19 protein-coding genes are annotated in these 18,636 nt (G+C 40.8%); 4 read left to right on the top strand and 15 right to left on the bottom strand.

The genetic code is table 11. From position 1 onward, the window contains the following. Position 1: 1 nt before the first annotated feature. From NX845_RS12930 to rffA, 3 genes are all read right to left on the bottom strand, one after another. On the bottom strand, positions 2 to 1,192 hold the full coding sequence (locus NX845_RS12930; RefSeq protein ID WP_017086717.1) for a UDP-N-acetylglucosamine 4,6-dehydratase: 1,191 nt from the start codon (positions 1,190 to 1,192) through the stop codon (positions 2 to 4). 606 nt (positions 1,193 to 1,798) lie between these two features. Beyond that, entirely contained in the window at positions 1,799 to 2,920 is a 1,122-nt protein-coding gene (locus tag NX845_RS12925) for a hypothetical protein (protein ID WP_065682049.1), read from the bottom strand. Continuing rightward, positions 2,917 to 4,062, bottom strand: a complete 1,146-nt coding sequence (rffA, locus tag NX845_RS12920) for a dTDP-4-amino-4,6-dideoxygalactose transaminase (protein ID WP_065682048.1) — start codon at positions 4,060 to 4,062, stop codon at positions 2,917 to 2,919. The genes NX845_RS12925 and rffA overlap by 4 nt, the downstream gene beginning before the upstream one ends. A 113-nt stretch (positions 4,063 to 4,175) precedes the next feature. Here rffA and rffC point away from each other — a divergent pair, with 113 nt between their 5' ends. Beyond that, complete coding sequence (gene rffC, locus NX845_RS12915) at positions 4,176 to 4,880, top strand: dTDP-4-amino-4,6-dideoxy-D-galactose acyltransferase (protein WP_017086720.1); 705 nt, start codon at positions 4,176 to 4,178, stop codon at positions 4,878 to 4,880. Between the two features lies 1 nt (position 4,881). On the opposite strand, the gene rfbA is transcribed toward rffC, so the two are convergent. From rfbA to NX845_RS12890, 5 genes are all read right to left on the bottom strand, one after another. Then, complete coding sequence (gene rfbA / locus NX845_RS12910; protein WP_017086721.1) at positions 4,882 to 5,751, bottom strand: glucose-1-phosphate thymidylyltransferase RfbA; 870 nt, start codon at positions 5,749 to 5,751, stop codon at positions 4,882 to 4,884. Continuing rightward, positions 5,751 to 6,815 carry a dTDP-glucose 4,6-dehydratase gene (rfbB, locus tag NX845_RS12905; RefSeq protein ID WP_065682047.1) on the bottom strand — a complete coding sequence of 355 codons (1,065 nt, stop codon included), beginning with the start codon at positions 6,813 to 6,815 and terminating at the stop codon, positions 5,751 to 5,753. The genes rfbA and rfbB overlap by 1 nt, the downstream gene beginning before the upstream one ends. Positions 6,816 to 6,934: 119 nt before the next feature. Next, entirely contained in the window at positions 6,935 to 8,770 is a 1,836-nt protein-coding gene (locus NX845_RS12900; RefSeq protein WP_017086723.1) for a DUF3413 domain-containing protein, read from the bottom strand. Positions 8,771 to 8,800: 30 nt separating this feature from the next. Beyond that, positions 8,801 to 9,517, bottom strand: a complete 717-nt coding sequence (locus NX845_RS12895) for a 3-deoxy-D-manno-octulosonic acid kinase (RefSeq protein WP_017086724.1) — start codon at positions 9,515 to 9,517, stop codon at positions 8,801 to 8,803. Between the two features lie 9 nt (positions 9,518 to 9,526). Next, positions 9,527 to 9,913, bottom strand: a complete 387-nt coding sequence (locus NX845_RS12890) for a diacylglycerol kinase (RefSeq protein ID WP_065682046.1) — start codon at positions 9,911 to 9,913, stop codon at positions 9,527 to 9,529. A 102-nt stretch (positions 9,914 to 10,015) separates the two neighbouring features. Here NX845_RS12890 and NX845_RS12885 point away from each other — a divergent pair, with 102 nt between their 5' ends. Both NX845_RS12885 and NX845_RS12880 read left to right on the top strand, forming a co-directional pair. Continuing rightward, a complete protein-coding gene (locus NX845_RS12885; protein ID WP_017086933.1) occupies positions 10,016 to 11,059 on the top strand; it encodes a glycosyltransferase family 9 protein in 1,044 nt (347 codons plus the stop codon). Between the two features lie 4 nt (positions 11,060 to 11,063). Further along, positions 11,064 to 11,852, top strand: a complete 789-nt coding sequence (locus tag NX845_RS12880) for a glycosyltransferase family 2 protein (protein WP_017086934.1) — start codon at positions 11,064 to 11,066, stop codon at positions 11,850 to 11,852. Here the strand turns inward: NX845_RS12880 and NX845_RS12875 are convergent. Next, positions 11,821 to 12,879 (bottom strand): glycosyltransferase family 9 protein, encoded by a 1,059-nt coding sequence (locus NX845_RS12875; protein ID WP_065682045.1) that lies wholly within the window; start codon positions 12,877 to 12,879, stop codon positions 11,821 to 11,823. The two genes, NX845_RS12880 and NX845_RS12875, sit on opposite strands and share 32 nt — an antisense overlap. Positions 12,880 to 12,985: 106 nt before the next feature. Here NX845_RS12875 and coaD point away from each other — a divergent pair, with 106 nt between their 5' ends. Further along, positions 12,986 to 13,480 (top strand): pantetheine-phosphate adenylyltransferase, encoded by a 495-nt coding sequence (gene coaD / locus NX845_RS12870; protein WP_065682044.1) that lies wholly within the window; start codon positions 12,986 to 12,988, stop codon positions 13,478 to 13,480. Between the two features lie 41 nt (positions 13,481 to 13,521). On the opposite strand, the gene NX845_RS12865 is transcribed toward coaD, so the two are convergent. From NX845_RS12865 to rpmB, 6 genes are all read right to left on the bottom strand, one after another. After that, entirely contained in the window at positions 13,522 to 15,507 is a 1,986-nt protein-coding gene (locus NX845_RS12865) for an LTA synthase family protein (protein ID WP_065682043.1), read from the bottom strand. A gap of 104 nt (positions 15,508 to 15,611) precedes the next feature. After that, positions 15,612 to 16,421, bottom strand: a complete 810-nt coding sequence (mutM, locus tag NX845_RS12860; protein ID WP_017086938.1) for a bifunctional DNA-formamidopyrimidine glycosylase/DNA-(apurinic or apyrimidinic site) lyase — start codon at positions 16,419 to 16,421, stop codon at positions 15,612 to 15,614. Positions 16,422 to 16,480: 59 nt separating this feature from the next. Then, the gene (locus tag NX845_RS12855; protein ID WP_065682042.1) at positions 16,481 to 17,074 is read right to left on the bottom strand and encodes a hypothetical protein; all 594 of its coding nucleotides are present in this window, start codon (positions 17,072 to 17,074) and stop codon (positions 16,481 to 16,483) included. 93 nt (positions 17,075 to 17,167) lie between these two features. Next, positions 17,168 to 17,680 carry a hypothetical protein gene (locus tag NX845_RS12850; protein ID WP_260256863.1) on the bottom strand — a complete coding sequence of 171 codons (513 nt, stop codon included), beginning with the start codon at positions 17,678 to 17,680 and terminating at the stop codon, positions 17,168 to 17,170. A 311-nt stretch (positions 17,681 to 17,991) separates the two neighbouring features. Beyond that, positions 17,992 to 18,159: a 50S ribosomal protein L33 gene (gene rpmG, locus NX845_RS12845; RefSeq protein WP_002535344.1), complete on the bottom strand. Its 168-nt coding sequence runs from the start codon at positions 18,157 to 18,159 to the stop codon at positions 17,992 to 17,994. Positions 18,160 to 18,172: 13 nt separating this feature from the next. Beyond that, positions 18,173 to 18,409, bottom strand: coding sequence for a 50S ribosomal protein L28 (gene rpmB, locus NX845_RS12840; RefSeq protein WP_004728407.1), 237 nt, complete (start codon positions 18,407 to 18,409; stop codon positions 18,173 to 18,175). Positions 18,410 to 18,636 lie beyond the last annotated feature (227 nt).

Here is an 18,636-nt window from a genome sequence, read left to right as displayed (position 1 = left end):
CCTACATTTTACTGTCTAGATATTTGCCTGTTTCTTTGTGTCCAAAGTCAGGAATCATGGTAAAGAATAGCTCGACGATTTGCTCTTTGCTCCACTCTCGATCTGATTTCATTTGACCAATTGTACTTTCAAATAAATTCAGTAACTCTTGCTGATACAAAGGGTCGTTTTTAATAATGCCTAGGTTTGCAAAACGCTCCATATCGAGTGTTTCTTTATCGGTAAAAAACTCTTCAAAGTCTTTCTCACCAGTAGTGTCACTAGACGTAAACAAACAAGGCCACTTGCCTTGTGATGGAAGTGTTTTCGCCAACTCACGGGCTTCATCTTCGCTTTCACAAAGATGAGGTTCGTAACCGCGTTGCTCAAGGTACTTCACAGCAATATCTGCAAATGAGATTAAGTGAAGCGCTTCACTAAGTTTAGGGAAGAAGATGTCTCTGTTTTCACCAAAAATACACGACATTAAGCATAACTCACCAGACTCTTGAGGCGTGACGAAGTAGCGTTTAATGTCATTTGGCGCCACGATAGGTTGGTTTTTCAATAGGCGTTGGTTAAAGCCGTGTAATAGGGAACCATCAGAGAATGCCACGTTAGCAAAACGTGCTGTCGAGATAGCCATCTCTTCACTTTTACGCATTAGGAACATCTCCATAATACGCTTTGATGCTCCCATCATATTCACTGGATTTGCCGCTTTATCTGTCGATACGCAAAAGTACTTCTTCACACCTGCATCGATAGACTGTTGAATGGTCTTGTCAGTATTAAACACATTCACATCGATCATACGCATTAGTGTATACGGGTCTTTTTCACTACGGACATGTTTAAGTGCCGATAGGTTCAATACATAGTCATATTGTCCATCAGCTTTAATAAACGCATCATACTCAATCGAACCAATATCTAGAGCAAATGTTTGGAAGTCACCATTGATGTAACCAAAAGAACTACGAATATCTCGTACCACTTCAACCATATTGTTTTCACTGATATCAACAACATGCAACTTCTTAGGGCTACGTTTAAAGATCTCTTTTGTTACAGCTTGGCCGATCGAACCAGCGCCACCTAAAACAAGAAAGCGAGATTCAGAAACAATGCGAGATAGCTCAGCTTCATGCTGACCAATGTCCTGAGTAAACAAAGCATCGGTACGACCGATGAGAGGCAGAATTGAATTCATATATGGCTACTTTTGTTAATCATAGTAGGATTTTAAACTAAGGTTACGAATGACGAAACCTCAGTTCCTGTAAAAAAACAATTAAACAGGGCTGGATCATTTTACGCAAATACTTATCTAGGGTGAATCCTGAATTCACTGTTCAGAATAATCAAAAATATGCGTGCGTGGTAAAGTACATCGACAAGCTTAATCCATCCTTTCCGCAGAAACCACGTAAGTGATCTTACAAATCTCATGCTGATCGATCAGGATTTACCACTTTTGCATGATATCGCATTGCAATATCAATTTCCCCTTGGGTAGAGACCTAGATCTTATTAGGGTTCGGTGATTAGAATACGGTGTTCATGATACGCATCTGGACGCATCTTCTTGTGCAAGTAAAAAATCAATGCGGACGACATATGACGAACTCTTGAACGATATATTTTACAAATAAAAAGTTAGTTAATTCAAACTATTGTATATAATCCCTGTCATTAACAATCCTGAAATGGATCGGAATTATTGGAAAACGATATATCCTAGGTAGATATAATAATTACATCATCCACTTATTAATTCTATAGACAAAATTTAAATAGTCATTTTAGCTAAAAACCATTATGAAAAATAAAGTTTTCTTAACACATCTATCGAGCGTTTTTCTTCCGCTATGGTTTTTCCCGCATTCAATTGAACATCTATCTGTGAGTTCAACATTCCTAAAATTAATTCATCAGAAGATTCAAAACTAACGATATCTAGACCTAATGCATCTTTAAATCCAAGTTCATTCTCAGAGTTTGTTGGGACACAAATAATACCTTTACCTAATTTCAGATAAGAACGAACCGTACTCGCTCCACCTCGGCGCTGGAGTACAATATGTGAACATGACGAGATAAGGCTAGTATATGCAACAGGAGATAAAGCAGTAACGTAAGAGATATCTATCGTTTGCCTTTTTATATGACGCAACCATGTGATATACAGGTCAAGTAACATTCTCTGCTTCCTGTGCTTCTTATGCCACATAAGGAGTATTTTGTGACTGTCTCCTGCGTTATATCGACAAAGTGAAAGCAAAATCGATTTAATTTCATTTAAATTAAATGATTTTTGTTTTGTTCCAATAAGGATTTTTTGCTCTTTTCCTGCCGACAGTTCACTCTTTAATATCGCGTCATTAAGGGGGGTTATAATATGGCTAGATAAAGTATCAAAAATCACACCAGCATTAATGAACTCAATATCAGTTCTCCCAAGTGCCGTTGTAACTCTCGTATAAAACGTCTTTTCATGACCAATAAAATTAATAATACGCTCAGAGACATATATATCATTTTTCGCAATCGCCAACTTCTTCGACGGTACAATTTTACCGTGTTTATCGATACTACGATGCCAACGATCAATTTCGTCATCTGTAAGGAATATATACGTTTTTTTCAGAAGGGCTGCCGAGTAATCAATAACGTTTCTTACCATCGTTGAATTGACTTGGTTTAAAGACATGAACGTAATGGTTCGAGCCTCGTCAAGCGAGCTTAAGGTTTTCTCATCATAGTTGAGGTAATCAACACCCGGAACTTTATCAATACTTCCATTATCCACACAGTCAAAAACTACAACTTTAATGCACTCAGGTGCAATGCTGGCCTTATTAATCAGAGCGTCAGCATAAAGATAGAAAAAGCGGTCGCTCTTAGTAATAAAAAATACGTTCTGGTCTTTAAACATCATTGCTTTTTTGACTCCGATAGGATGTTAATGATTTCTTGATAGACCAGTGTTTGCTCTTCATCTGTCAAAGAATAAAACAGTGGTAAGCGCAGCAATCTTTCACTTTCCTGGGTTGTGAACTGATCTTGACCATCAAACCTTCCAAGTTTTACCCCTGCTGGTGATGAATGTAACGGTATATAATGAAAGACTGCCATTATACCGTGACGGCTGAGCTCATTAATTAACGTTTCACGCTGAGTTAAGTCGTTTAATTTAATGTAAAACATATGTGCGTTGTGTACACAATCTACTGGAATCAGAGGTAACTCGATAACCCCAGAATTTGCCAAGGGCTGCAAAGCCTTATAGTAATTATTCCAGACTGACAAACGCTTTTGGTTTATTTCATCAGCTAATGTAAGTTGTCCCCAAAGATAAGCCGATTGAATTTCACTTGGTAGTAAGCTACTCCCAATATCAACCCACGTGTATTTATCAACCATACCTCGAAAGAACTGACTTCTATTTGTGCCTTTTTCACGAATTATTTCTGCTCGTTCTACCAACTTTTCATCATTAATAAGCAGTAAACCGCCTTCACCCCCACTGGTATAGTTTTTAGTTTCATGAAAACTATACGCAGCTAAATGACCAATCGAGCCTAGCGATCTTCCTTTGTAAGTGGACATCACACCTTGGGCAGCATCTTCGATCACATAGAGTGAATGCTTGTCTGCAATCGCCATGATCGTATCCATTTCACACGCCACACCCGCGTAATGAACAGGTACAATCGCTTTAGTTCTTGACGTAATGGCTTGCTCGATAAGGTTTTCATCAATATTCATTGTATCCGGGCGAATATCGACAAATACAATTTTTGCACCACGTAGAGCAAACGCATTGGCAGTGCTCACGAAGGTATAGCTTGGTATGATGATCTCATCACCAGGCTGAACATCAATGAGAAGTGCAGCAAGTTCTAGAGCATGAGTACATGAAGGCGTTAAGAGAGACTTTACACAACCGGTTTTTTCAACAAACCACTGCTCGCATTTTTTTGCGAAGTAACCGTCTCCTGACAACTTACTTCCTGATAAAGCTTCCTGTATATATTGAATCTCTTGACCAGTCACAGGGGGCTTATTAAAAGGGATCATAATTATACTACTCATAATGGGTGTTGAGTTTATCAACGCATAACTCGTGAAAAACGATATTAATAACTGCTATTATAACAGCATCTAACTATGCTGGCATAAACCTAATCATAATGAAAACAAACATCTCTAACGTATATCACTTTTCACTGCGTGAATGGGACTCTCAGTTTTTTAGCAAAAAAATTGGTGATGTTCAGTGGGGTATTGAAAAGACTCAACTCGCTTCCGCAAACAGTTACGACCTCATTACGACTCGCGTTGGTTCTTTAGAACATACAAAAATCGAAGTGCTTCAAAATCATGGGTTTGTATATTGTGACGGTGATGTTCAGCTGACCAAAGATATCCATTCAAATGATTCTGAAATAGACTTTCAAATGGCTACTCAAGAACAGTTACCTAAACTCTTAACTATGCTTGATAACATGTACCAGATCAGCCGCTTCAAAGCACCTTGGTTTGCGACACAAGATAGAGATAGGTTTTATAAAGAGTGGCTAACTAAAGCGGTATACGGCACATTTGATGATTGCTGTTTGATGATTGCTGAAGAAGATAAGATATGCGGCTTCGTAACCCTTAAAGAGTTCTCGGATTACGCACAAATCGGCTTGATTGGTGTTGGCTCTGAGTATCAAGGAAAAGGAATAGGAAAGAAGTTGCTCTCTGTCGCCGAGCAATATCTAAAGCAACGAAACTGTACAACCTTAAATGTCGCCACTCAAACAAGTAATATTCACGCTTTGAATTTGTATACAAGATTTGGTTTCCGATTAACGGAAACCAATCTTTGGTTCTACAAGAGTGACCAATAGTTTAATCACTCACAACCATGTTATTTAGGTAAGACCCATAGTCATTTTTTAACATAGGTGCGGCTAGCTTCACCACTTCACTATCAGTTAACCAACCATTACGCCAAGCAATCTCTTCTAAACAAGCAACCTTCAATCCTTGCACATTTTCAATAGTTTGAACAAACGATGATGCCTCATGAAGACTAGCGTGAGTCCCTGTATCTAGCCACGCAAAGCCTCGCCCTAATAGCTGAACATTTAGGTTACCTTGCTCCAAATACATTTGATTCAGTGTTGAAATTTCTAGCTCACCACGCTCGGAAGGTTGAACTTTTTTCGCTAATTCAACAACATTGTTGTCATAGAAATAAAGGCCAGTCACAGCATAATTCGACTTCGGATATTGTGGTTTTTCTTCAATTGACACTGCTTGCATCGATTCATCGAACTCTACAACACCAAAGCGCTCTGGATCCTTCACCTGATAACCAAATACGGTAGCACCAACATTGCGGCTAGCGGCTTTCTGCAGAATAGGAGTAAAACCTTGTCCGTAAAAAATATTATCACCAAGCACCAAACAAACTGAGTCATCACCGATAAACGCTTCACCAATAATAAAGGCTTGCGCCAATCCATCAGGAGAAGGTTGAATTGCAAACTCTAATGAGACACCAAAATCAGAACCATCACCAAGAAGACGTTTAAAGCCATCTTGATCTTCTGGTGTCGTGATAATCAGAATATCGCGAATACCAGCCAGCATGAGTACTGACAGCGGGTAATAAATCATCGGCTTATCGTAAACAGGTAACAGTTGCTTAGATACACCACGTGTTAATGGATACAAGCGGGTTCCTGAGCCACCCGCTAAAATGATCCCTTTCATTAACTACCCTGCCCTAGTCGTTCCATACTGTACGAGCCGTCTAATACTCGGCTCCACCAAAATTTGTTGTTCAAGTACCACTCAACAGTTTTACGAATACCCGTCTCAAAGCTCTCTTTTGGTGTCCAACCGAGCTCGCGCTCAATCTTAGATGCATCAATTGCGTAACGAACATCGTGCCCTGGACGATCGGTTACATAAGTAATCAAATCTTGATATTGGTTCACACCTTCAGGCTTATTCGGTACAAGCTCTTCTAGTAGTGAACAAATCATTTTCACTACTTCAATATTGGCTTTCTCGTTATGTCCACCGATATTGTATGTTTCACCAACTTCACCTTCAGTGGCGACTTTATAAAGCGCTCGAGCATGATCTTCTACATACAACCAATCGCGAATTTGCATACCATCGCCATACACTGGCAACGGTTTACCATCGAGCGCATTTAAAATCATGAGCGGTATTAACTTCTCTGGGAAGTGACAAGGACCATAGTTGTTTGAACAGTTGGTCACGATTGTCGGTAAACCATAGGTTCTTAACCAAGCGCGAACAAGATGGTCACTAGAAGCTTTGGAAGCTGAATACGGGCTAGAAGGCTCATAAGATGTTGTTTCGGTAAACAGGTCATCAGTGCCTTCTAGGTCACCATAAACTTCATCTGTTGAGATATGATGGAATCGAAACGCTTGTTTTTCAGCATCTGCTAACTGAGACCAATAGACTTTTGTCGCCTCAAGTATAGTGTAAGTACCGACAATATTAGTCTCAATAAATGCCGCAGGACCATCTATAGAGCGATCAACATGAGACTCTGCCGCCAGGTGCATCACGGCATCAGGCTTGTGCTCAGCAAATACACGTTCAAGTTCAGCACGGTTGCAAATATCGACTTGCTCGAAAACGTAACGGTCGCTAAATTCGACATCAACAAGAGAATCTAAATTACCGGCATATGTGAGTTTATCGACATTCACTACCGAGTCAGATGTATTTTCAACGATATGTCTGATAACTGCAGAGCCAATAAAACCCGCGCCACCAGTGACAAGTAACTTCATTCATTTTCCTTATCTCACTAGAGACACAATCGACGTGAGATTCTATTTCTTAAGGTTTTTAGTTTTAAGCTCATCTTGTTATTGGGGTGTGAATTAGTACCTCACCCCCAATTAACTGGCTACTTACTAAATCGACTTATCTGCTCTAGAGCACCTTGAAGGTGAGCAAAATTAGGCTGCTCCTCTTTGACTTGACGATTCGTTTTATCCATAAATTGATACTGACCACCAGCACCAACTTCTAGAATATGATCATCCGAGATGATCGCATAACCACTGTAATTAGATGAGATGATCCAGTCTCTTTCAACGTGGTCACTCAGTAGGTCTTCCCCTACAGAGTAGTCTTTGATGTCATTGGTTACACCTAAATAGTGCTTCATTAGCGTTGGCACAACATCTTGGTGACTCGTTAAGTTTTCAGGAGACCATTTGATATCTGATTTATTGATACCAGGTCCAAAAATAGCAAACGGCACCTTAACTTGAGCATCGGTAAAGTTGCCGTTGTGTCCCCAGAAATTCAGCTTGTTATCATTCAATTCTTGGCCATGATCACCCGTAATAATTACAACTGTATTCTCTAGGTCGCCAGTTTCCTTAAGTTTGTTCAAGACCTGTGCAGCAACAGTATCAACATAGCGCACGCTTGTCTTATAGCGGTTGAAGAATGGCTGAGGATTGGTTTCATTATTCAACTTCAAGTAGTTAACTACTTGCAGCATTGGCTCATAACGAGGTTCAAAGCCTTTAGGAAAGTCATAACCATGTGGTGCATCATAAAATAGGAATGAAAATGCAGGCTTCGATTGATCTCTGTTTTCATACCATTCAAGCCAATCTTTCGTTAAATCCGCATCAAGGGCTGAAGGGCGATTACCCTTTGAACCAATGCGAAGGTTCTTAACATTAGTAAAAACAGTTTGATCAAACTCGGGTTTCTTCAACTGAGCTGCGGTAAATATGCCCAAGTCGTAGTTCAGCTCTTGTAAGCGATCGATAAAAACAGGGCTCTGTTGATTTGCCAAGAAACCGTGCCAGTACGTCCCCGGAACACCATAGAACAACCCAAAGATACCAGTACGAGTCGCATTACCTGTCGCAATATGGTTGTTAAATACCAAACCAGATTGCGCATAGTTCCACATTACTGGAGTATTATCAGCATTGAATGTGTCATATCTCCATGAGTCAACAACCAAAAACATGATATTTACTGGTTTTTCAACATCTAGTGTCTTAATTGGAGAAAGTGGATAATTAAGATCACTCTTGCGATCTAATGTTAATGCTTTTTGTCGAGCTATGGCTTCTTCATCAATCCAACCATACTTTTTCATCATGCTATTTGAAGTCGCTGGATAAAAAAGTGGTAGATAACGTTTAATCATAGTAACCGGCTGATAAGCATGAGCAGCGGACCAGATATGGATACTATGTGTTGCTAATAGAGCGAGGAAAGTAACACAAGTAAACTTACGCCCAAGTCGGTATGAACGTATTGGTGCACCACTTTCTAACCAACGAATTAAACCCCATTGGAATCCTAATAACAACGCGATACCACCAATCACCATAACCCACGTAATAAGTGGGAAGCTGACAATTTGTCCTGAAAGCACTAGCTCAAGAACGACTGCATTGATATGAAAACGATACTGCGCAAAAACAATCGTATCAATGAAGAGTGTCGCGACACCAATTGAAGCAATCACTGCTTGTAAGAGGTTTCGCGGGCTCTTTGGTAAGAGCAGGCTAGGTAAAGAGATAAGACCAACTAAAGCTGCAATCAATGTCATCTGACCAAAGATGGACACTACAATGAAAATAATCGCTAAAGGCTCAGATGGAAATTCAGGCAAAAATGAGAAATAACGACACGCAACCAACATGGCAACGAGAGAATTGACGAGAATAAACCACCCGTGTGCGTGCAGCCTCTGTTTCAAAGACATATTTACTATCCTAACTAATTTTATAAGCGATTATTTCGTTGAATAACCATTGTATCCCTCAAGAAGAATATTGAAATCCTCTTCTTGCCAATGTATCTGACGCTTGTTGAGTTCCTTTACAAAAGAACGCTTCAAGCGATCAAGGTTTGATTGTTTCCAATAACTTCCTTTACCGTAACCGCATTTATCAAAATCGATGAGCCAAACATCCTCACATTTATCAATGAGTATGTTATGAATATTTAAATCGGTATGATTGACTCCTGCCTGATGCATGATGGCGATTTGATACCCAACCTTTCGGTACAAGTCAGCAGAGATAGACTCACCAGATAGAATATCAACAAGGTCTGTCGCATCCGCAACTTTTTCACTTAACAAGTCCGCTTTATATGTGGTTCCACTTTTGACAGCTCTTGCCGCAATAGGTTTCGGTACATTAACACCCGCTTCAATCAGTTCACTAAGAAGCATCATTTCCATAAAGCTACGTGTTTTTTCCCAACCACTAAACCAGTAGCTATCTTGAATTACCTTTCCAAATAGCCCACCACGTCGATAATGCCTAAAGGCTGCGGGAAGATGACCAGTATCAACAAACCACGTTGTGCCACGCCCGGTTGCACTGCCAATTACACGGTTTTGAGCTTGCCAGTATCTAATATCAAATATCTGCTCCGGCGGATGCTCTAATAGTTGGTCGTCAAACCAAATTACAGAGTTATTTGATTGGATAGTTTTGATCATTAGTCATTGTTACCAATAGTGATTGAACAGAATAAAAGCCCAAGTGAAACTGGCAAATAACAATGCAACTAATACCGCAGCCGAACCAATATCTTTCGCCCTACCACTGAGCTCATGATGTTCAACGCCAACCCGATCGACAACCGCTTCTATCGCAGAATTAACCAACTCAATAATCAAAACCAACACAACAACGCCCAGCATTAGAATTGCTTCTATCATGCTAACATCTAACCAAACTAACGAGACGATCGCGGCGCACAACAAAACCAATTCTTGCCGAATTGCAGCTTCATGTTTGAAAGCAGCTTTTAAGCCCTGAACGGAATAACCCGTTGCTTTCAGGATCCGGTTAAGGCCGGTATTTCCTGGTTTTCCTTGGTTTTCTGTCGTCATATGTGAGTCATCTGCTATTTGGTAAGTATAAAACGAGCACTATTTTACATTTATCGGCGCTGTCTGCATAATCTTAGACAATTAAGTTTATGAGCGTTTTTTATGCCCCTTTTTTCTCAACCACCTGAATCTGTTTGTTTTTTGCGTTTGTCAGCGATTGGTGACGTTTGCCATGCGGTAGCAGCTATACAAGCTTTGCAAAAACAATGGCCTACAACGAAGGTCACCTGGATTATCGGAAAAATTGAAGCTCAACTGTTAGAAGGGCTAGAAGGCGTCGAGCTGGTCATATTTGATAAAAAGGCTGGGCTATCCGGAATGCAATCCGTATGGAAGCAACTATCTGGTCGAAAATTTGATGTTTTAGTTCATATGCAACTCGCCTTAAGAGCTAGCTTGCTCACTCTAGGAATCAACGCAACGTATAAGGTCGGCTTTAACTTTAAACGAGCAAAAGAAGCTCAGTGGCTATTCACCAATAAAAAGATAAATGATAGCAAATCTCAACACGTTCTCGACAGCTTCTACTCTTTTATTGAATATCTTGGTGTGCCGCATTCTGCGCCCGAGTGGAGCTTACCAATCAATGAAGGAGACACTCTGTTTGCAAAAGAATCTCTAGGTTCAACCCCTACAGTTGTCATTAGTCCAGCAGCAAGTAAAGATGAGCGCAACTGGTTACCAGAGCGCTATGCAAAATTTGCGGACTACGCTGTATCTCAAGGTTATCAGGTCGCAATTTGTGGCTCTCCGGCTGAACGAGAGGTAACCTTAGCGAAATTGATCACAGAAAAGATGACTCAACCAGCTCTAAACCTTGTTGGAAAAACCTCGTTAAAACAACTAACGGCTATTCTAAAAGAAGCAGCTGTTGTTATTGCTCCCGATTCAGGGCCCGCTCATATTGCCACAACTCAAGGAACGCCTGTCATAGGTTTATATGGGCATAGTAACCCTTTGAGAACCGGTCCCTACAACAACTTATCCTCTGTCGTCAGTGTCTACGAAAAACACGTTGAACAGCAGCATAAAAAACCTACCTCTGCGTTACCATGGAGTACTCGGGTCAAAGGCGACCATATTATGGCAGATATTTCTGTCGCATCTGTTGTGCAATCTTTCGAACAAATTACACAAGGTAAATAACATCATGCCAAGCTCAACAAAACCAACATTAGCCGTTGCTTTAATAGTGAAAAATGAAGCAAAAAACCTCGATGCTTGTTTGAAAACTGTCGCCGACTGGGTGAATGAAATTGTTATTCTCGATTCGGGTAGCACAGATGAAACAGAACAAGTTGCTCGTAAATATACAGATCAGTTCCATACCAATATTGATTGGCCAGGATTTGGTCCACAAAGGCGAATCGCCCAACAATATGTTGAATCTGACTTTGTTCTGTGGCTTGATGCCGATGAACGTATCACTCCTGAATTACAAAGCAGCATCCAAGCCGCAGTTGCTGAAAATGAGCCGAATACCCTCTATAACATCTGTCGATTAAGCTGGGTGTTTGGCCGTTACATTCGTCATTGTGGTTGGTACCCAGACCGTGTTGTACGTTTATACCCGACGCAACTGACTCAATATGATGATTCACTCGTTCATGAGAAAGTTGAAATTAATGCCGACATGAAAGTAAAAGAGCTTTCTGGTGATGCTATTCACTATACCTATAACGATTTGCACCATTATTTAGTTAAGTCTGCGGGATACGCTAAAGCTTGGGCAGAGCAAAGAGAAAAACGTGGTAAGAAAAGCAGTATTTTAGAAGGCATGGGGCATGCGATCGCCTGCTTTGTGAAAATGTATATTATTAAAGCGGGCTTTTTAGACGGAAAGCAAGGCTTCTTACTTTCAGTGTTATCAGCGCACTCCACCCTTGTGAAATACGCAGATCTTTGGATCAGGACAAGTACTGATAAGCCCAAGGATTAAGCTTTTCTAGAGTCGTATCTACACTGATACGGCTCATATCTGCTTCTTGCTCAGCACCCCCGCCTTTCGGTGGGCAAAAGGCTAAGTGACGCCCATCAGAGTTCAATGGCAACCAGCGAAGTGGCGTTGATGAACGTTTGCTTGGAAAAAAGCCTACTGTCGGAACATCAATCGCAGCTGCAATATGCAATGGTCCTGTTGAACCAGCAATAAACAAACTAGCGCAAGCTATCGAGCGAGTGAAATCAATCAACCCATCATTTTTCGAGTAGACCACACCATTACCATTACCATTACCATTACCATTACCATTACCATTATTAACGAGTTCTAGTAGCTGTTGCGCTTTTTCTTCTTCTCCAGGCCCCGCGGTAATAATAAGTTCATGCCCATAATCTAATCCAACCAGCATCGTTGCATACTGTTCTAACGTAAGGTTGTTTGCCGAGCCTCCCGTTCCTGCATGCACAAATAACCACGGTTTGTTTTGATCAAGGTGGAGCAAATTAGTTAGCTTCTGTTTCTGTTGCGCCAATTCGTCCTTAGGAAAAGATAAATAAGGTGCTTGAGGTTCAACCACTGGAATGGATTGATCACTTAAAAAAGCTCTAATGAGATCTAGATTATATTGATATTCTGCTTTTTCAGACAAAGAACGCCTTTGTTTTATTCGGCGGTTATAAAATACTTGTGCGAACTTGGTTGCCGGGGCAAGTCGATATTTTATTCCAGCTTTCCAGACGAGAAGCGCATTGTATGTCGTTGAGAATAGATTTATTGATGCATCAAAATTTCTAGATTTTATCTCAGCGACTAACGCTTTTTTTTGAGATTTGTCTGCATTCGCTGTGTAATCAACGATCACATCATCAATCCAAGGGCACAGTTTAGCGAGTTGGACTGTATATTGGGGAACTAAAGCCGTAATACGACATTGAGGCATCGATAACTTCAGCATTGCAAAGCTTGGCCAAGCTAGCATAAAGTCACCAATCTTATCATTACGAATAACTAGAATTTTTTTCATTTCAGTGCATACCATCTATTTCTATCTCTCAATCATACCGACTAAATTAGTGAAATAGGAGGGTATTTGTTAGCATTGCAACAGATTAATTATTTGAGAAAAAATCGTGTCTAATAAAACTCTATCACGTGTAGTTTACCCAGGTACCTTTGATCCACTCACAAATGGACACCTTGACCTGATTGAGCGAGCATCCAAGATGTTCGATGAAGTGATCATTGCTGTCGCAGCGAGCCCTAGTAAAAACACTATGTTCACTCTCGAAAAGCGCGTTCAGTTCTGTAAAGAAGTGACTCAGCACCTTGATAATGTTACCACCCAAGGATTCAGCGGGTTAATGGTGGACTTTGCAAAAGAAGTGGAAGCGAATGTTTTGATTCGTGGATTACGAACCACTGTCGACTTTGAATATGAGTTCGGTCTAACGAATATGTACCGAAGACTGATGCCGGGGTTAGAAAGTGTCTTTCTTACTCCTGCGGAAGAGCATTCTTTTATCTCATCTACCATTGTACGAGAAGTCGCCATTCATGGAGGAGACGTTACGCAGTTTGTCCCAGACATAATCGCCGAAGCGCTTCACAGTAAAAAACACGTCTAATTGATATCAACCCTCAGGTTGAGAGCTGCTATCAATTATCGTTATTCCTGGGCAGAAGTGACCTGATAGCGCAGGAAGTAGTTTTGTAGTTTGCGATACTCTTGGGCCCAGGTTAAATCTGGATTTTCAATAGAGCTTGCTTCATTTAACTGTTTATCATCAAACCAAGGATATAACTGGCTTGGATCAGAGTTTGAAAATGCTCCCATTTTCGTGATTGTACGAGAGGCGTTGTAGCCAACATCAATCACACCTTCTTTGGATAAAATGTTCTCCCCGCCTAAAGATGTATATTCTTGGTTCGATAAGCTAAAGTGATATAGCGTTGGATAGATATCTCGATGTGAACCAATTCGATTCTGATCATATTCGTAACCTGTATTATCTAAAATCTCTGCCGGAACATACATATAGAAAGGTACACCAAACGTAAGACCGAACTCTTCCATAGTATCCGTCGCTAGATAGCGAACACGATGATCTCCCGAAGCCGCAATCACCGTTTTCTTACCTAAACTAGATGACTTGACCCCATCAATAAATTTGCCCAGTGAATCATTAGCATATTGATAAACTTGAAGTAAATCTTCTGCTTGCTCCTCCATTGGCCCTAGCAAGTCTTTCAATCTACTACTTACTTGGACAGGTTGCGGTTTATAGCTTGAAGGTACTCTAAATGGTGAATGGTTAGTCACCGTCATGATATAAATCATCAGCGGCTTGTCAGCTTCATCTAGCAACTTGCGCGCAAACTTGAACGTGAATTCGTCCGGCACTCCCCACGTATCAGCTTCCTCTCTTGCTTCAGGAAAAGCCTTAATAATGCTGTTTTCATCGTAAACCGTATCAAACCCTTGACGTGGTAAGTAGTTCGCTAAGTTGCGCCACATGCTGTTTCCACCATATATAAACACGACATCATAACCGGCTTCTTTATAGGGCAAGACAGCTGAACTTGGGAACTCGACTCGTTGTACACTGGAGTGGCTTATCGTTGGTACATCGCTATGAAATAACATCATAACAATGCTATCTATGGTGGCTGATGTCCCAGCCATAAAGCGTTCAAAGATAAAGTCTTCCTTAAAGTGTGGTCTTAGAGATCCCAGCAAGTCATTACTTATCGCGTCATCTTCCACGAGAACATTGTTTCCAAGCCCTTCCATTAATGCCATTACAACATGGGGTTGATGAGAAGCTAGATAATCATTGGCTGGTGTCGTATATACTGGTGTCGATTGCCCTAACACCTTCATCATTTGTTCTTCTACTAATTGCGCTGAAATGGGTTCGAACCTAGACTGTTTGTTATAATCACTCTTAGCCCAATCAAGTGCCATAAACGCATTCGGGGTAATATTATTTAGAGGTGCGTATTGTGAAACATTTGCATGATAGCGCTTCAAAGGTAGCGTCCCGATAGAACCACGAGCTATCACCACCGTGACCCCAATGACCATAACGACTGACACTACAACTTGCCACCATCTACGACCAGCCCACTTTTTCTCATTAAAATAGGTGGTTAATTTACTTGAACCCAAATAGCCTAACAATCCGGCGAAGATAGCGGTAAGAAAAGAGCGAAATATCGGATAGTCTGCCCAAGCATTCTCAAGAACGGCCTCTGTATCGTCATCTACAAGACCAAAAACAAAGACATCAATATAAGTCCCATAAGTGACATAGTAGTAATAGTTGGCAATAGACATTGCTGAAAGTAGAAAAAATATCAATGCGCTGTAGCTAGGTATAAACCGGATGAATTTTTGATATAGATAAGAAAAACTAGAAAGGATAAGTCCAACAAGTAACAGTGGTGCAAAACCTATTGCAACAACTTTAGCATCAAAACGAAAACCAACCCAAAAGGCGCGCCAGACATCCGCCTCAATACCTATCAGTTCTGAAGAGTCAACGATCTGAAAGTAGAACATTGCACGAGAAAGCGATAAGAGTGCAATGCCAGTAAAAAAAAGCACTATGAGGGTGCGAGTTAACTTACGATAGTTTTGGTCAAAATCCATATGATATGCTTGTGGATAAAGTGGTTTGAAATATAACGGAGCATGTTACCACAGCCGAGTTCTACACTCGGCTCATTAATCAAAAAGTGACCTTTCCAAAACAGCTAGCTTTGACAGTGTTCACAAAAGAACGTGTTCCTCTGCCCTATTTTTAACTCTTGGATTAGCTCTTCACAATTAGGGCATTTTTCACCTGCTTTCCCATAGACTTGCAGCTCTTGAGCAAAATACCCCGGCTTACCATCCGCTTGTGCGAAATCTTTTAGCGTGGTGCCGCCTTGTTTTATCGCAGTCGCGAGTACTTGTTTTATCTCTTTGGTCAGTAAAATCCACTCGGCTTGAGTTATCTTGTTAGCTGGGCGCAAAGGGTTAATACGTGAAGAAAATAGTGCTTCATTGGCATAGATGTTTCCCACGCCCACCACCACTTTATTGTCCATAATAAACTGTTTAACAGCGACTTTTCGTTTTGCGGCTTTTTCAGCAATGTAGTCAGTGTTGAAGTCATCAGTTAATGGTTCTGGACCTGACCCAAGTAACACAGGATGGACTTCATTAGGAGCCGACCATAGCCAAGCACCAAAACGACGCGGATCGTTGTAGCGCAATACTTTGCCATTGGTGAGTTTGAGATCCACGTGATCGTGCTTTGCTGCAGGAAAATCGGCATCTAATACGCGCAGTGAGCCAGACATACCAAGATGAACAATGGCCGTTCCCATACTGGTTTCAATCAAAAGATACTTAGCACGGCGTGAGATAGAACGAATCACCTGCCCTTCTAATCGCTTAAGTTCTTGAGGGATATCCCAGCGCAGCTTGGGGGTACGAAAGGTAAGCGTTTTAATCATCTCGCCAACTAAATGAGGCGAGATCCCCATGCGGCTTACTTCAACTTCGGGTAACTCTGGCATATCATTCTCTTTTCATTCATTGCACGCTATTAATTATATCTGATCTATCCTGAATAAATTTACAACTCAAATGTTAAGCCTAAAGAGAGCCACATTAATTCCTCTCCAACTTTTGCTTCAGCGAAATATTTATCATTGTTGTAACCTGCCAAAATAGACGCATCATCTTCGACCAAGGCCGTTGTAGTCGTATCAGTCGCCACTTCAAAACCAAAGTAAAATGGGTAATCCTCACTTTCTAAATTGTATTGATAACGAGCAATAGCAAACGTCCCCCACTCACCATTTGTGATGGCATTTTGATGGTTTGGGTCTAATACTCTATCATCTACTTCATACTGTTCTTTTGCATACAGGCCTTTGTATTCAGCAGAAATCCAATGTTGACCATTAACCCGATAACGAACACCACCTACATATGTTTTTGAATCACGAAAGTCTGAGTTCCCCATTGCGTACCTAGCAAATATATCCCAGGTTTCCAATTCGTATATAAAACGAATACCTAAGCCTCCCTCAACGCTATTTTCAGTGTGGTAGAAACTAGGCTCTCCAACATAAGTACCATCTAATAGGTTAGTGCTGACTTCAAAAGTGTGTGCCTGAACTAAAAATGGTAAAAAAGTCGATAGAGTAAAGGTAAACTTCTTCATGTTACTACTCTCAAAAATTAATTCTGAATCTAGAACTCTTATTTAAGTGTAGGAAGAAAACTCCATTCTCAGCAAGATAAATTGCTAAAACTATTAGTGTTCTGAGCCAAAGCTTGGAAACAAGTAGCTCTCTTCAATAGACACCGCCAACCACTGATCATTCCAGTTTTTTAGCAGCCAGAACTGAGGCAGTTGATAATAGGTAATGCGTTGTGGTTCTTCTTGATCTTGATACCACACCTCGATGGTGTGCGGGGTATTCAGTTGTGGTGAGAGGTCGGTATAGGTTTGAGAGTCGACTTCGGTACCCACAAGCTCTTTCCATCGCTGCGACAACTCTTGTGCACTGGTAGCTTGAGGAAGTGTTGTCTCTTTAAATTGATAAACCCAATGATCGTCTTCTAGCACAACTGACCAATGAGCAAAGTGCAAAGCTTGAAGCTCAGCTGCTGGATTTAAAAGAGAAGGATAAGGACTGCTGACCGTAACTTCAGGTTCGGGCTCGATCAAATAAGCTTTGATCAATGTTGGAAGGTTTAACACCCCAATAAAAGCAATCACACTGAACATGAGTATGTTGTTCCATCGGCGTCCACGATATCTCATCTGATTCTGCTCATCTAACCTATTGAGTGTTCAGTATATCGTGAAAAAGGCGATGCTTTCTATGTTGCGCTATTTTCTATCACATAAGCCCATCGGCAAGTGTAATGTCTGTGCGGTAGGTGCCAAATTGAGCCAATGAAACTTACGTCTATCAAAAACACTTAGTCTTCTCGAAAAAGCTTAGGCTTATCAAAAAACCTTAGACCTCTCAAAACAATGGGGCTTCCCAAATTTTGGACATAAAAAAACCCAGCTATAAGCTGGGTTTTTAATTTATTCTTCTATAAAAGAAGAGACAAAGGGGCTATCAATTACTTGATTTTAGCTTCTTTGTACATAACGTGCTGGCGAACTACTGGATCAAACTTTTTGATCTCAAATTTGCCTGGCATGTTACGCTTGTTCTTGTCAGTTGTGTAGAAGTGACCAGTTCCAGCAGAAGATACTAGACGGATTTTCTCACGAATGCCTTTAGCCATTGCTTAATTCCTCTTAAACGTTTTCGCCACGTGCACGGATATCAACAAGAACAGCATCGATGCCTTTCTTATCAATAATACGCATGCCTTTAGCAGTTAGACGTAGTTTAACAAAACGTTTTTCGCTCTCTACCCAGAAACGGTGAGTTTGTAGGTTCGGCAGAAAACGACGCTTGGTAGCATTGCGTGCGTGTGAACGGTTATTACCCGTTACTGGACGCTTACCAGTTACTTGACATACTCGGGACATGAATGTCTCTCCAAATCGTTTCAGCTCGATATCAACCTTGGTGGCCGAACCTCTCTATCAATTCTGAAAATAGAGGTAAAAACCATAATGGAAAATCCATTCAAGGCTATCAAAGGTCGCGTATTATACTAACTTGACATGCATTGCTCAAGACCCGAACAGATCCTTTTTAAGGATTTCGTGATCTTTTTTTGAACAGGGCAGCTATTTGAGTAATCAGAGCTGAT

The organism is Vibrio sp. NC2 (assembly GCF_025195005.1).
Classification (GTDB): Bacteria; Pseudomonadota; Gammaproteobacteria; order Enterobacterales; family Vibrionaceae; genus Vibrio; species Vibrio splendidus.
Note: the sequence above shows the minus strand (reverse complement) of the source record. Positions and strands in the feature narration are given on the sequence as shown.

What these genes read in the sequence shown, in the direction of transcription:
- NX845_RS12880 (WP_017086934.1), top strand. Translation starts at nt 11,064, where the DNA reads ATGCCAAGCTCAACAAAACCAACATTAGCCGTTGCTTTAATAGTGAAA.
- NX845_RS12925 (WP_065682049.1), bottom strand. Translation starts at nt 2,920, where the DNA reads ATGATGTTTAAAGACCAGAACGTATTTTTTATTACTAAGAGCGACCGC.
- NX845_RS12850 (WP_260256863.1), bottom strand. Translation starts at nt 17,680, where the DNA reads ATGAGATATCGTGGACGCCGATGGAACAACATACTCATGTTCAGTGTG.
- rffC (WP_017086720.1), top strand. Translation starts at nt 4,176, where the DNA reads ATGAAAACAAACATCTCTAACGTATATCACTTTTCACTGCGTGAATGG.
- rpmB (WP_004728407.1), bottom strand. Translation starts at nt 18,409, where the DNA reads ATGTCCCGAGTATGTCAAGTAACTGGTAAGCGTCCAGTAACGGGTAAT.
- NX845_RS12875 (WP_065682045.1), bottom strand. Translation starts at nt 12,879, where the DNA reads ATGAAAAAAATTCTAGTTATTCGTAATGATAAGATTGGTGACTTTATG.
- NX845_RS12855 (WP_065682042.1), bottom strand. Translation starts at nt 17,074, where the DNA reads ATGAAGAAGTTTACCTTTACTCTATCGACTTTTTTACCATTTTTAGTT.
- rffA (WP_065682048.1), bottom strand. Translation starts at nt 4,062, where the DNA reads ATGATCCCTTTTAATAAGCCCCCTGTGACTGGTCAAGAGATTCAATAT.
- NX845_RS12890 (WP_065682046.1), bottom strand. Translation starts at nt 9,913, where the DNA reads ATGACGACAGAAAACCAAGGAAAACCAGGAAATACCGGCCTTAACCGG.
- NX845_RS12930 (WP_017086717.1), bottom strand. Translation starts at nt 1,192, where the DNA reads ATGAATTCAATTCTGCCTCTCATCGGTCGTACCGATGCTTTGTTTACT.
- NX845_RS12900 (WP_017086723.1), bottom strand. Translation starts at nt 8,770, where the DNA reads ATGTCTTTGAAACAGAGGCTGCACGCACACGGGTGGTTTATTCTCGTC.
- rfbA (WP_017086721.1), bottom strand. Translation starts at nt 5,751, where the DNA reads ATGAAAGGGATCATTTTAGCGGGTGGCTCAGGAACCCGCTTGTATCCA.
- rpmG (WP_002535344.1), bottom strand. Translation starts at nt 18,159, where the DNA reads ATGGCTAAAGGCATTCGTGAGAAAATCCGTCTAGTATCTTCTGCTGGA.
- NX845_RS12895 (WP_017086724.1), bottom strand. Translation starts at nt 9,517, where the DNA reads ATGATCAAAACTATCCAATCAAATAACTCTGTAATTTGGTTTGACGAC.
- rfbB (WP_065682047.1), bottom strand. Translation starts at nt 6,815, where the DNA reads ATGAAGTTACTTGTCACTGGTGGCGCGGGTTTTATTGGCTCTGCAGTT.
- NX845_RS12865 (WP_065682043.1), bottom strand. Translation starts at nt 15,507, where the DNA reads ATGGATTTTGACCAAAACTATCGTAAGTTAACTCGCACCCTCATAGTG.
- NX845_RS12885 (WP_017086933.1), top strand. Translation starts at nt 10,016, where the DNA reads ATGCCCCTTTTTTCTCAACCACCTGAATCTGTTTGTTTTTTGCGTTTG.
- mutM (WP_017086938.1), bottom strand. Translation starts at nt 16,421, where the DNA reads ATGCCAGAGTTACCCGAAGTTGAAGTAAGCCGCATGGGGATCTCGCCT.